The sequence below is a fragment of the Acinetobacter courvalinii genome (assembly GCF_014635545.1).
Taxonomy (GTDB): domain Bacteria; phylum Pseudomonadota; class Gammaproteobacteria; order Pseudomonadales; family Moraxellaceae; genus Acinetobacter; species Acinetobacter courvalinii.
Genome location: NZ_BMDA01000007.1, coordinates 23,392 through 37,232, shown reverse-complemented (window position 1 = coordinate 37,232; position 13,841 = coordinate 23,392). Strand labels below are relative to the sequence as shown.

Below are 13,841 nucleotides of genomic sequence, written 5' to 3'. Positions count from 1 at the left end.
CCCTATGACGACTTCTCACATTGACTCCGAATATCAAGCAAGTGCCATTGAGCCCCAAGTTCAACAAGACTGGGACAATCGCAAAGTTTTTAAAGTTGCAGACACTGTAGAGGGCAAGCATCGCTATATCCTGTCGATGTTCCCTTACCCAAGTGGCAAGCTGCACATGGGGCATGTGCGTAACTACACCATTGGTGACGTGATCAGCCGTTTTTATCGTTTAAAAGGCGAGACTGTCCTGCAGCCAATGGGTTGGGATGCATTCGGTTTGCCTGCTGAAAATGCAGCGATTGCACATCAGGTTGCGCCGGCCAAATGGACCTTTGAAAACATCGCTTATATGCGTGACCAATTGAAAAAATTGGGCTTGTCTGTCGATTGGGATCGCGAATTTGCAACCTGTACCCCAGAGTATTATCACTGGGAACAATGGTTATTCGTACAGCTTTATAAAAAAGGCTTGATCTATCGTAAGCTTTCAACTGTGAACTGGGATCCGGTCGACCAGACTGTTCTTGCCAATGAGCAAGTTGAAAATGGTCGTGGCTGGCGTTCAGGTGCATTGGTAGAAAAACGCGATATTCCAATGTACTACTTCCGCATTACCGACTATGCACAAGAATTATTAGACGATCTCGATACCTTGCAAGACGGCTGGCCACAACAGGTCTTGACCATGCAACGTAACTGGATTGGCCGTTCGACAGGTATGGAAATCACCTTCCCGTCTGCCAATACTGAAATCTATGCTGACGGCTTAACGGTTTACACCACGCGTGCTGACACACTTATGGGTGTGACCTATGTTGCGGTTGCAGCAGAACACCCACTTGCGCTGAAAGCTGCTGCCCTCCAATCAGAAGCAGGCAACCCTGAATTGGCTGCATTTATTGAAGAATGCCGCATGGGTTCAGTCGCAGAAGCGGATTTAGCCACTGCTGAAAAGAAAGGCATGGCCACAGGTTTGTTTGTAAAACATCCTGTAACCGGTGAACAGCTTCCAGTCTGGATCGCAAACTACGTTTTAATGTCTTATGGTTCTGGCGCAGTCATGGCGGTGCCTGCACATGACGAACGTGACTTTGAATTTGCCAATAAATTCAACTTGCCAATCAAGCAAGTGATTGATGCCAAAGATGCTGACGACGCAGATTACTCTGCAACTGAATGGCAAGAATGGTATGGCTCGAAAGAAGGCAAACTGGTTAATTCTGGCGAGTTTGACGGTTTAGCATTCCAGGCGGCTTTCGATGCCTTCCTTGCAAAATTAGAACCACAAGCATTAGCCAATTCAAAGGTTCAATTCCGTCTACGTGACTGGGGTGTTTCTCGTCAACGTTACTGGGGTTGTCCGATCCCGATGATCAACTGTAACAGTTGTGGTCAGGTACCTGTTCCAGAAGATCAATTACCAGTGGTATTACCAACTGATGTTGTTCCAGATGGTTCTGGTAACCCATTGAATAAAATGCCTGAATTCTATGAAACCAAATGTCCAAGCTGTGGCGGCGATGCACGTCGCGAGACAGATACCCTGGATACTTTCGTAGAATCATCTTGGTACTACGCTCGCTATGCATCACCAGACTTTACCGGCGGTATGGTAAAACCTGAAGCTGCCCAAAACTGGCTGCCTGTGAACCAATATATCGGTGGTGTAGAGCACGCCATTCTGCACTTACTGTATGCACGTTTCTTCCATAAATTGATGCGTGATGAAGGTGTGGTACAAGGCAACGAACCATTTACCAACTTGCTCACTCAAGGCATGGTGCTGGCAGATACCTTCTACCGTGAAGCGGAGAATGGCAAGAAAACCTGGTTTAACCCTGCCGATATCGAATTAGAACGCGATGAGAAAGGTCGTATCTTGTCTGCAAAATATTCAGGTGACGGTCAGGAAGTTGTCATCGGCGGACAAGAAAAAATGTCCAAGTCGAAAAACAATGGTATTGATCCACAAGCGATTATTGATCAATACGGCGCAGATACTGCACGTGTGTTCATGATGTTCGCAGCACCACCAGATCAATCATTGGAATGGTCAGATGCAGGTGTAGAAGGTGCAAACCGTTTCTTGAAACGTGTCTGGCGTTTAGCAGCGGGTTTCCTTGAAAAAGGCAATCAGGCGACTGCAATTGATACTGCAAACCTTTCTAAAGATGCACAGGATTTACGTCGTAAAACCCATGAAACCATCCAGAAAGTGGGTGATGACATCGAACGTCGTCATGCCTTCAATACCGCAATTGCGGCCTTGATGGAATTACTCAATGCCAGCAACAAGTTTGAAGCGAAAGATGATAATGATGCCGCTGTCGCACGTGAAGCGATTACCACGCTCCTCACCTTGCTTGCACCGTTTGCACCACACTTAAGTCAAACCTTATTGACCCAGTTTGGTCTGGAACTGACTACGGTTGAATTCCCGCAAGTGGATGAGTCGGCATTAACCCGTAATACACAAACGATTGTTGTACAAGTGAATGGTAAACTTCGTGGTAAGTTAGACGTCGCAGTTGATATGTCTAAAGATGACTTATTGGCGCTGGCAAAAGCTTTACCAGAAGTGCAACAATTCTTGACCGGTCCGACCAAGAAAGAAATTGTGGTACCAAATAAACTCGTTAATTTAGTGGTTTAAACGCCCTTTTAACCTCTCTTTGTAAAAAGAGAGGTTCCCTCAATTGAAAAGAGGGCTGAGGGAAGATGAATAAATAGAGGAATCAATATGCACTTAGCGCAACGTGCAGCTGCTATCGTTCTCACTTTAGGCCTAAGTGCAGGCTTAGTCGGCTGTGGCTTTCATTTAAAAGGAAGTAACCCAACAGCAGCGCCGCTGGTCTATAACAAGCTGTCTTTAGCCTTGCCTGCCAATACCGGTGAACTTGAAAACCGACTCAGTATTTACCTCAGTGCAACTGGCGTACAACTCAGCAATGCCAATGATGCCTATGTACTGCGCATTCTGGATTACACTCCTCGCCGTCAGCTCCTCAACGGTAAACTCACCGAAGTATTACTGCGTTTGACTGTGACCTTCCAGATCGAAGATCGTCAAGGTCGTAAAATTACCGAACCGCGTACACTCACCGCTTCTCGTACTTACCAGTACGATGTGGCAACGGTAAACACCGATAACCAGCAAGAAGCGTATCTGAACCGTATTGTGATCGATGATGTAGCACAGCAGATCACACGTCAAATTGCGGCCAACCGTTTACCTAAAGCCCAGCCATAATCACGCCTTATGAAACTGGATTATGTTCAAGCCTTAAAACGTGTCAATGAAGCTCGCGGTGCATGGATCATGCACGGACAAGAACCGCTGCTTGAACAAAACCTGCTGGATGCATTTCGTAAAAGCTGGCAACAACAAGAAGTTGAACGCCAGCGTTACGACATCAGTAGTGTCAATGACTGGAAAAATGTCTTTAATGCACTGAATAGCCTGTCCCTGTTTTCTCAACAACTGGCGATTGAAGTGCATGGCAATATCAAACCGGATGCCAATGGCTTAAAACAGCTTAAAAGCTATATTCAACATAATGAACACAACCTGTTGTTGATCGTTCTGCCCAAACAGGACAGTAGCAGTTTAAAGTCAGCCTTTTTTCAGGTGGTTGAAGCCAATGGTGTGGTTGTGCCACTGACCGCAACCTATCCGCAAGACCGGCAGCGTATCCTCGCCATCGAAGCAGAAAAGCTCAATATCCAACTCAATAATGATGCCTGGCAATGGCTGATGCAGCATCATGAGCATAACTTGCTGGCTGCAAAAAATAGCTTGATGCGGGTTGCGGATACGTTCCCCGACATTCAACAGATCCAGATTGAACAGTTGTATGCCTGCTTGCAGGATCAATCGCGCTATACCACTTATGATTTAAGTGATGCGCTACTTGCAGGCAATCTGGCTCAATCCGTGAAGATTTATCAGTACCTGATTGCTGCGGGCGAACCTGACAGCCTGATTTTGTGGACACTAAGCAAGGAAATGCGCTTATTGATGCAGCTGTTCGAGCAACCACACAATGCGATTCAGCTCGGCATCTGGAAAACCAAGGTATCGCAATATCAACAGGCTTTACGTCGTCTGAATCCAAGACAGTTTTTAAACTGGCCTGATTTATTATTACGGATTGACGCATCGATTAAAGGCATGTCAAAAGAGAATGCCGAACACCTGATGCTACAGGCCTTGAGTGAACTGTGTGGAACAACGCTATTTGCCCAACCCGCTTAACATCAGCCAACCTGTCTCATCATCATAACAACAGGCATTCACATGTCTTTTCAACTCGATCCAGAGCAAACTGAGCATATAAAAAACCTGTTTAAACGGGCGGATAGCTTGATCATTAGTGCAGGTGCAGGCATGGGTGTCGATTCTGGTCTGCCCGACTTTCGCGGTAATCAGGGCATGTGGCAAGCTTATCCTGAACTCGGTAAGCAGCGTCTCGATTTTACCGAAATTGCCAATCCAGCCGCGTTTCAACGGCAGCCCCGTCTGGCTTGGGGATTTTATGGACATCGCCTGGCTCTGTATCGGCAAACCCGCCCCCATCAAGGCTTTCATCTCCTTAGACAATTGGCTGAACAGTTGCAACTGCCCTATTTTGTATTTACTTCCAATGTAGATGGACAATTTCAAAAAGCAGGTTTTGATCCACAATACATTTATGAATGTCATGGTTCTATTCACCATCTGCAATGCCTTACAGCCTGTGTATCCGATATCTGGCCAGCAGATGAATTAACTCCAGCAATTGATCATCAGCATTGCCAATGGCAGGGACAACTGCCACGCTGCCCGCACTGCGGCCATCTTGCTCGCCCAAATATCCTGATGTTTGATGATTATACGTGGCTCAGCCAGCGTCAAAAACAACAGATGCATCGTCTCACGACTTTTTTAGAAGATCATCATCAACCTGTTGTGATCGAATTGGGCGCAGGTACGGCGATAACAACCGTGCGTTATTTTAGCGAGCGTTTTGCTCCCCACCTGATTCGAATTAATCCCAGAGAATTTGCCTTACCCTCAACAGGTGGTGTTGCCCTGCCCATCAATGCTGAAGCAGGTGTACACAGTATTTATCAGATTTTTATAGAATAACTCAGCAGAAAAAAAGAAAATAATTCTCATTCCAGATTAAAAATATTCACGCTTTATCCTTATTTCACTTTTATACTAGCTGCAGTTTCTTACTTTTGACCTGTTGCCATGCCAAAAACAACCACTAAAAAAATCCAGCCTCGTAAACTCATCCTGATTGCACTCGCTGTGCTGATCATCGCTGCACTCGGATGGATGTTCTTTAAGCCTAAAGCTCAAGCACCGCAATATATCAGTGCCGAAGTTTCTCGCGGAGATATTGAAGACTCGGTATTGGCGACTGGTGTACTCGAAGCCACCAAGATGGTGAGCGTGGGTGCACAGGTATCAGGTCAGGTGAAAAAGATGTATGTCCAGTTGGGTGACCAGGTTAAACAAGGTCAGCTGATTGCTCAAATTGATTCAATCCGTCAGGAAAACGAAAAGAAAACCGCCGAAGCCAACATCAAAAACCAACAGGCGCAATTGGCGGTACAACAGGCCAATCTGGCCAAAGTCGAAGCCGAATATAAGCGTCAACAGGCCATGTACAGTCAAGACGCAACCTCTCGTGCTGAACTGGAAGCGGCTTTGGCAAACTTTAAAACGGCTCAAGCTCAAATTGCATCGATCAATGCACAGATTGAACAGTCTCGCTTAACCCTCGCAACCGCCAAAGAAGATTTAGGCTATACCCGTATTGTGGCACCGATGGACGGGACCATTGTGGCGATCGTGACTGAAGAAGGTCAGACCGTAAACGCCAATCAAACGGCACCAACCATTGTGAAACTGGCAAAGCTCGACACCATGACCATTAAGGCACAGATTTCTGAGGCCGATGTCATGAAGGTGGAAAAAGGCCAAACCGTTTATTTCACCACTTTAGGTAACAGCGACAAGAAACATTACGCGAAATTGCGTCAGGTTGAACCAGCACCAAACTCGATCAATACCGAAACCACCAGCAGTAACAGTTCATCAACTTCGAATGCAGCGGTGTATTACAACGCATTATTTGATGTACCGAATGAAGATGGCAAACTTCGTATTGATATGACGGCTCAGGTTTACATCGTGCTTGCTGATGCCAAAAATGCCTTAACCATTCCAGCCGCCGCGATCCAGACTCAACGTGGTAATCGTAGTGCCAAGGGCGGTCAAGGCAATCGATCATCAGGTCAGGCCAAAAAAACCGATGCTGACAAAACGCAACGTCCAAAACGCTTAGAGCTGAGTGAAGAAGAAAAAGTACTCGTTGCACAAGGTAAAGCCTCTACCGGTATGGTTCGTGTGTTACAGGCCGATGGTACAGCTCAACCACAACCGGTGTTGATCGGTTTAAACAACCGTGTCACTGCACAAGTACTGAAAGGCTTGAAACAAGGCGATCAGGTAGTGATTGCCGATGCCTCTGACAGCTCAAATGAAGCGGCAAAACGTAGCAACCAACGTGCAATGAGAATGTAATATGACGCAACATCAAACACATTCATCACAGCCCCTGCTTGAGGTCAGCAACCTCACCCGTGAGTTTCCGGCGGGTGAAGGTACTGTGCAGATTCTAAAAGGAATCGACCTCAAGATTTATGCAGGTGAACTGGTTGCAATTGTCGGACAGTCCGGTTCTGGTAAGTCGACCCTGATGAATATCCTGGGCTGTCTGGATAAACCTACCGCAGGCAGCTATCAGGTCAATGGTCGTGAAACGCGCCAGCTAGAGCCTGATGAACTGGCCCAATTACGCCGTGAATATTTTGGTTTTATTTTCCAGCGCTATCATTTACTTGGCGATTTAAGTGCCTCAGGTAACGTTGAAGTCCCTGCCATTTATGCAGGCGTCGACAGTCATCTGCGGCAGCAACGCTCTGCTGAATTGTTGTCTGAGCTAGGACTTGAAGAACGCTTACATCATCGACCAAGCCAGCTTTCAGGCGGTCAACAGCAACGTGTCTCTATCGCCCGTGCCTTAATGAACGGCGGTGATGTGATTCTGGCCGATGAACCGACAGGCGCACTGGATAAGAACAGTGGTATTGAGGTAATGCGCATTTTGCGTGAGCTGAATGCCAAAGGTCATACCATTATTCTGGTTACACACGATCTGAATGTGGCGAAAAATGCCACCCGTATCATCGAGATTAGTGACGGTAATATTATTTCAGACCGTGCCAATGTGCCTGAACATGCCGATCAAGATTTAGAACATCAGACCCTGCAACGGACCCCACAGAAAAAAACCTCAGCCTGGCGTTCTTTCTTTGACCGTCTCGGTGAAGCATTCCGTATGGCCTTACTCGCCATGAATGCGCATCGGATGCGAACCTTCCTGACCATGCTCGGGATCATTATCGGGATTGCCTCAGTGGTCTCGGTCGTGGCGCTGGGTAACGGCTCACAAAAGCAGATTCTGGAAAATATCAGCAGTCTCGGGACCAATACCATCACCGTCTATCAAGGACGTGGTTTTGGTGATAACTCGCGGACCTCACAAGCCAAAACGCTGGTACCTGCCGATGCCGAAGCCTTGGCTGAACAGCCTTATGTGGATGGGGTCAGCCCGTCAGCCAATACCAGTCTGACGCTGCGTTATAAAGATACTGAAGCTGCGGCGACTGTGAATGGGGTCAGCTCGGATTTCTTCTATGTCCGCGGTATGACCTTTAAATCCGGCCAGCCTTTTGATAAGGCCAGCGTGACCCAACGTGCCCAAGATGTAGTGATTGATACCAACACGGAAAAGACCTTCTTTGCTGATGGTACCAATCCTGTCGGTCAGGTGCTGTTATTGGGCAGTGTACCCAGCCGTATTATTGGTGTGATTGATGCACAGCAAGGCTTTATGGGAAGTTCTGACAGCCTGAATGTGTATCTACCCTACTCAACCGTGATGAGCCGTATGTTGGGTCAATCCAATGTGCGTAGCATCATCGTGCGTATTAAAGACGAATATCCAAGTAGTGCTGCTGAAAATGCAATTCTGACCTTGCTGGAACAGCGTCACGGCGCACAGGATGTATTTACCCAGAACTCGGACAGTATTCGTGAAACCATCCAGCAAACTACAGCCACCATGACCTTGCTAATTTCTGCAATTGCCGTGATTTCGCTCGTGGTTGGGGGAATTGGCGTGATGAATATCATGCTGGTTTCTGTGACCGAACGGACCCAGGAAATCGGGGTACGTATGGCGGTCGGTGCGCGACAAAGCGATATTTTGCAGCAATTCCTGATTGAGGCCATTCTGGTGTGTTTATTGGGCGGTGTGCTGGGTGTACTACTGTCTTTAGGAATTGGACAGATTATTGGTCACTTTGCCAAAGGTGTGATTGAAATGAGTTATTCAACCACCTCGATTGTGGCAGCGTTTGTCTGCTCAAGTCTGATTGGTATTGTATTTGGCTTCTTGCCAGCACGAAATGCGGCACAACTCGACCCAGTTGCTGCTTTAGCGAGAGAATAACCAGCAAAAATTGATCTCAGGAACAAGATACTCGGGAATGTCATCCGCAACCTGCGTGGTATCAACAAGATATTGTTTCTGTGAGAAGTTAGATGAATGAAAAAATAGAACAGGTTTTGCGGATGACGATGGTTTTGCCTACTTTTCCCTAACGAAAAGTAGGTCGAGCCGAAGGCTTAAACTGAAAATGGATGAGAACTCGATAAGACACTGTCTCGATAATCATGCTCTTTCAAATTATTAAGGGAATGACGATCAATGTTATTCAAACAACATAAAATCGCACTTGCACTTTGTCTCAGCACATCATTAGCAGGCTGTTCTGCAGTCGTCAAAACACCCTACAACGCCCCTGCCGTACAAGTACCACAACAGTTCCAATACGATGCACAAAAAAATAAACAGGTGAATCTGACCGATCAATGGTGGACCCTGTTTAATGATGCCCAGTTAAATCAACTGGTCGATCAGGTTCTGGCCAGAAACAGTGATTTAAGCGTGGCAGGCATCACCTTAAAACAGGCCCGCTTACAGGCAGATTTGACTGCAAACAAACAAGGCCTTCGTACCAGCTCAACGGTTTCCACCGGTCATAGTTATAACCTAAATTCAGGCGATGGTTCTGATCGTGGTTTAACCACTAGCGCAGGTGTCAGCTATGAGCTTGATTTATTTGGCAAGCTGGCCAGCCAAACCGAAGCCAGCCGCTGGGAAGCTTTAGCTACTGAACAAGATTTACAAGCCACTGCACAAAGTCTGGTGGGTACCACGGCGAAACTGTATTGGCAATTGGGCTATCTGAATGAACGTTATCAGACTGTTCAGCAGAATCTGGCTTCGACCCAAAAAACCTATTCTCTAGTACAGTCGCAATACAAGGCGGGTGCAGTGTCTGGTCTGGATCTGACCCAGGCAGAGCAATCGGTACAAAGCCAGAAAGCCAGCCTGAGCCAGATTGAACAGCAACGTGTTGAAACCCGTACTGCCCTTGCGGTTTTACTGCATGAGCCCGTACAACAATTGAATATCAAGGAACCTGCACAATTACCGCGCAATGCTTTGCCAAGTATCGCGGTAGGCTTACCAGCGGATATTTTATCGCGCCGTCCAGATTTGCAGGCCTCTGAATTACGTTTGCGTAAAACCTTAGCCACCAAAGATGCGACTAAAGCCAGCTACTATCCGTCGATTAATCTGACCGGAAGTCTCGGTTCTACCAGCACCTCATTGACCCAACTGTTAAAGAATCCTGCTTTAACTTTGGGTGCGAGCTTAAGTCTGCCTTTCCTGCAATATAACGATATGAAGAAAGATATTGCGATCAGTGATCTTGAGTATGAAAAGGCCATCACTCAATATCGTCAAACGCTGTATCAGGCCTTTGCCGATGTGGAAAATGCCTTATCCAATCGCACTCAACTGAATCAGCAAGTACAGTTACAACAACGTAATGTCGAGCTGGCAGATAAAACTGAACGCTTGACCGAAGTGCGTTATCGCAATGGTGCAATTGCCTTAAAGAACTTGCTAGATGCGCAGGAAACTACACGCAATGCACGGCTCAGCTTGGTTGAAACCAAGCAGAATCAATACAATGCCTATGTGACCTTGATGCAAGCGCTTGGCGGTAGCCCTGTAAAAGAACTACCGAAACAATAGCCCTAGCGCTATTGTTTTGCGCGCTTACTCTTTCACCAGATCTGGATTATTCTGGATTTGGTGAATACGTTTAATCTTGTCCTGATCATCAAAAACAACTTCATAAGAAAGTTTCTGACCATTGAAATACATCTCGGTTGGAGAGCCAATCACTTCCCATAGACCAATGGTGGCAATATCCGCAGTCGTGTGCCATAGGGTACGGCTGATTCTAGCTGCTTTTGAGTAGCCTTGCTGGAAGGTATAAATCTCTTTACGTTCACCATTTACGGTTTCTGAAGTGACGGGTGCACCCAATTCAGAAATCACATAATTTCGATGTTTCCCCACTTCTAAAACCGCCATATTCTTTTTATGTGGCTGGTTACTTGCCATCACGGCGGCACAACCTTGAAGTGAAAGAAGAGTGACTAATCCCAAAACAACAGCTATTTTCTTCACGCGTTAACCTACCCCGAAAGCTAAAATAATATATTTATCGACATTCTCTATTCTCTTTAGAATTTTCGATTAAACAAAAACCAGCATTAATTAGCATATAAAGGATGGGATGACAAATGGTTAATTATACTTGTTGATATATTTTCAATCTTTCAGATTTACTGAATTGGTTAGAAAATCAAAGTTTTATAAAACTATATTTCGCATTGATTTATCTTGACGTAAATATTTCTGTTTTATATGCTTATTAAATTAGAATTACCTTAGATAGGTACAAAATTGGTTATATAGCATTTTCATTTTTGTTATGCGGCAACTTTACAATGTAACTATAGTTATACCTAAATCAAGAACCAATACAGCGCCTATTAAATATGATTAAAATAGATATCTACGACATATCTGCACAAAAATTTGAAGAATTAGCGTTCAACTTTCTTAAAGAGCAAAAAGACCTAACTTCGCTAGAAAACCTTACATCTGGAAAAATCGACTCTGGTTATGACTTCAGTGCCACGCTGAAAGATGCAAAAAAACCTTGCAAAATTGCAATTGAAGCCAAGCACAGAAGAAAACTCTCAAAGCAAGACCTGTATAGAATCGCCGAAACTGCAGAGCGCATTAAATCTGGTTTTGATGGTTTTATACTTATAACTTCAGCAAAACTAAACGAAGAAGAACAAGAGCTTTTAAAGAGACTTCTTCTCAGTTCAGGATACACCTTAATAAAGATATACCAAGGCGTAACATTTGAAGCCCTAACAAAAACAAGTAACCCCAGAGCCCGCGCAGAGATAATAAACTCAAAGAAATCAGAAATAAAGAACCTTGCTTTCGGCATTATATCGAGCATCCTTGCTCTAATAGCTTCAACTTCAAATCTAATTCCTTATTTTTTAGACGAAGATAAAAATTTAGATACCCGCATAGAAAACGTAGCGAACGCCCTTGAGAGCATAAAGAGTCTTGAAAAACATCTAACTGAAATAAAATCAGATATGCAAAAAACCCAGCGCGAGTCTGAGACCATCAAGAGAGAGTATGAAAAGTCCCAAGAACTAAAGCAACTGACAGATGATCAGCAAGCTGCAATTAGAGCTGCAATTGGAGCCTCAAGTCCTCCATGGTGGATTAAGCCTCTAGATTACTTCTTTGGCTTTATTTTAGGTATTGGAGCTTCCGTAATTGCGAGCTTTATTCACGAGCGAATTAAGCGAAACAAAGCTCTCAATTCTCCTGCTTAATAGGTATAACAACGCGCTCAAATCGCTCACTCCGCTAGCTGGGATGAACTAAAGCTCGCCCTTTAGCTTAATCGTTATAACTTTAGAGTTTCACTATCCCCTAAAACAAAGCCGCTATAAAAGCGGCTTTATCAAATAATTTAGAACAATCTAATTATTCATCATCCATCATGCTTTGGCTCATACCAACAGTATTAAAGCCACCATCAACATACATGATTTCACCTGTGATACCTGAAGCCCACGGCGAGCAAAGGAATAATGCGGCATTACCCACTTCTTCAATGGTCACATTACGTTTGAGTGGCGCAATCTTTTCATTGGCATCTAACATTTTACGGAAAGACTTGATACCTGATGCGGCCAAAGTACGGATTGGACCTGCAGAAATTGCATTCACACGAATACCGTCTACACCCAAGCTTGATGCTAAATAACGAACACCTGCTTCTAACGATGCTTTCGCCATACCCATCACGTTATAGTTCGGCATCACACGCTCAGAACCCTGATAAGTCAAAGTCAATAAACAACCTTGGCGCGCTTGTAATAATGGTTTAGCCGCACGCGCCATCGCGATAAAGCTATAGGCACTAATGTCATGGGCAATTTTAAAACCTTCACGGTCGGTTACGTCAGTAAAGTCACCATCAAGCGTATGCGCTGGCGCAAAACCAATTGAATGTACCACACCATCTAAACCATCCCAGTGTTTTGCCAACTCGACAAAGGCATTGTCAATTTCTGCGTCAACAGCAACATCACAAGGGAAAACCAAAGTTGAACCAAACTGTGCTGCAAAATCATCGACACGTTTTTTCAGCTTTTCATTTGGATAAGTAAACGCAAGCTCAGCACCTTCACGATGTAACGCAGAAGCAATACCGAAAGCAATCGATAATTTACTTGCAATACCGGCAATTAAAAAACGTTTACCAGCTAAAAGTCCTTGTGACATCTTATTCTCACTCGAAAAATTTTCACCACATGATGCCAAGATTCCAGCGCTTGCGGAATTGCATAATCCATCTTTTTTACAATCTTGCATAAAAAAATCGCCTTCATTTTGAAGACGATTTGTATTTTCACTTCAATCAGAACTTAATCATCACCGCGAAGCAGACTCAATAAACGCAGGAATGAGTAATACATCCACACCAGCGTCGCCAATAAGGCAATGGCACAGATCCATTCAAATGCTTTGGGTGCACGTTGTGCAGCCGCGGTTTCAATCAGGTCAAAGTCCAGAATCAGGTTTAAAGAGGCAATCACCGCAACAAAAGCAGCAAAGCCAATACCTAACCAGTTACTTTCAAAGATATAAGGAATGCTCGAACCAAAGGCCAAACGCAAAATGATTTGCACCACAAATACCAAGGCAATCGCAATCGATGCCGAAATCACAACCGCCTTAAACTTTTCAGTGGCACGAATGATCTGAAATTTATATAAGGCAAACAGCACCAAAGTGGTGACGAAGGTTGCCAATAAGGCCTGTAACGGAACACCTGGATATTTCAACTGGAAAATAAACGATACACCACCTAGAAAAGCCCCTTCAAACAAGGCATAAGGAATCGCTAAAGCCGGTGCGGTATTACTTTTAAATGTGGTCACCAGTGCCAGAATGAAACCACCAATTGCACCAATAATCGTTGCAGCATAGGCAACCGACAAATTTGCGGTCATGGCACAGTAGAAAAATAAGCCCATCCCTAAAACAGCAGCAATCACTGTTAACAGGACCGATTTTTGAATCGCACCCTGAATGGTCATTGGCGTAGCCAAATCTTGATAGGTTTCTACCCGCGTTAAAATGGGGTTAGTACTTTGCATGTACGCTCTCTTTTTTATAGTTTGCTATTAAAACCCGAGTTTAAGCGATTTTTTGATCAAGCCCAAATATTTTTAGCGCATTAAAAAAGGAGCCTAAGCT

Annotated in this window: 11 protein-coding genes; 8 read left to right on the top strand and 3 right to left on the bottom strand. The window is 44.9% G+C overall.

Features of this window, described 5'->3' with window-relative positions; all coding sequences use genetic code 11:
• The first annotated feature begins 4 nt into the window (after positions 1-4).
• The 7 genes from leuS (at position 5) to IEV39_RS17110 (ending at position 10,220) form a co-directional block, all read left to right on the top strand.
• Entirely contained in the window at positions 5-2,644 is a 2,640-nt protein-coding gene (leuS, locus tag IEV39_RS17140; RefSeq protein ID WP_005283280.1) for a leucine--tRNA ligase, read from the top strand.
• Between the two features lie 87 nt (positions 2,645-2,731).
• The gene (locus IEV39_RS17135) at positions 2,732-3,241 is read left to right on the top strand and encodes an LPS-assembly lipoprotein LptE (RefSeq protein WP_005228615.1); all 510 of its coding nucleotides are present in this window, start codon (positions 2,732-2,734) and stop codon (positions 3,239-3,241) included.
• A 9-nt stretch (positions 3,242-3,250) separates the two neighbouring features.
• Positions 3,251-4,246: a DNA polymerase III subunit delta gene (gene holA / locus IEV39_RS17130; RefSeq protein ID WP_005228614.1), complete on the top strand. Its 996-nt coding sequence runs from the start codon at positions 3,251-3,253 to the stop codon at positions 4,244-4,246.
• Between the two features lie 42 nt (positions 4,247-4,288).
• The gene (locus tag IEV39_RS17125) at positions 4,289-5,119 is read left to right on the top strand and encodes an SIR2 family NAD-dependent protein deacylase (RefSeq protein WP_005283275.1); all 831 of its coding nucleotides are present in this window, start codon (positions 4,289-4,291) and stop codon (positions 5,117-5,119) included.
• Positions 5,120-5,227: 108 nt separating this feature from the next.
• On the top strand, positions 5,228-6,568 hold the full coding sequence (locus IEV39_RS17120; protein WP_005283272.1) for a MacA family efflux pump subunit: 1,341 nt from the start codon (positions 5,228-5,230) through the stop codon (positions 6,566-6,568).
• 1 nt (position 6,569) lies between these two features.
• Positions 6,570-8,561: a MacB family efflux pump subunit gene (locus tag IEV39_RS17115; protein ID WP_005283269.1), complete on the top strand. Its 1,992-nt coding sequence runs from the start codon at positions 6,570-6,572 to the stop codon at positions 8,559-8,561.
• 258 nt (positions 8,562-8,819) lie between these two features.
• A complete protein-coding gene (locus IEV39_RS17110) occupies positions 8,820-10,220 on the top strand; it encodes an efflux transporter outer membrane subunit (RefSeq protein WP_005283265.1) in 1,401 nt (466 codons plus the stop codon).
• A 24-nt stretch (positions 10,221-10,244) separates the two neighbouring features.
• Here the strand turns inward: IEV39_RS17110 and IEV39_RS17105 are convergent, their stop codons facing one another.
• Positions 10,245-10,661, bottom strand: coding sequence for a hypothetical protein (locus IEV39_RS17105; RefSeq protein ID WP_005283262.1), 417 nt, complete (start codon positions 10,659-10,661; stop codon positions 10,245-10,247).
• Between the two features lie 374 nt (positions 10,662-11,035).
• Between IEV39_RS17105 and IEV39_RS17100 the strand changes: the two genes are divergently transcribed.
• On the top strand, positions 11,036-11,905 hold the full coding sequence (locus IEV39_RS17100) for a restriction endonuclease (RefSeq protein ID WP_005283259.1): 870 nt from the start codon (positions 11,036-11,038) through the stop codon (positions 11,903-11,905).
• A gap of 154 nt (positions 11,906-12,059) precedes the next feature.
• Here the strand turns inward: IEV39_RS17100 and IEV39_RS17095 are convergent, their stop codons facing one another.
• Complete coding sequence (locus tag IEV39_RS17095; protein ID WP_005184938.1) at positions 12,060-12,863, bottom strand: enoyl-ACP reductase FabI; 804 nt, start codon at positions 12,861-12,863, stop codon at positions 12,060-12,062.
• A gap of 143 nt (positions 12,864-13,006) precedes the next feature.
• Positions 13,007-13,741: a Bax inhibitor-1/YccA family protein gene (locus IEV39_RS17090; protein ID WP_005228594.1), complete on the bottom strand. Its 735-nt coding sequence runs from the start codon at positions 13,739-13,741 to the stop codon at positions 13,007-13,009.
• Positions 13,742-13,841 lie beyond the last annotated feature (100 nt).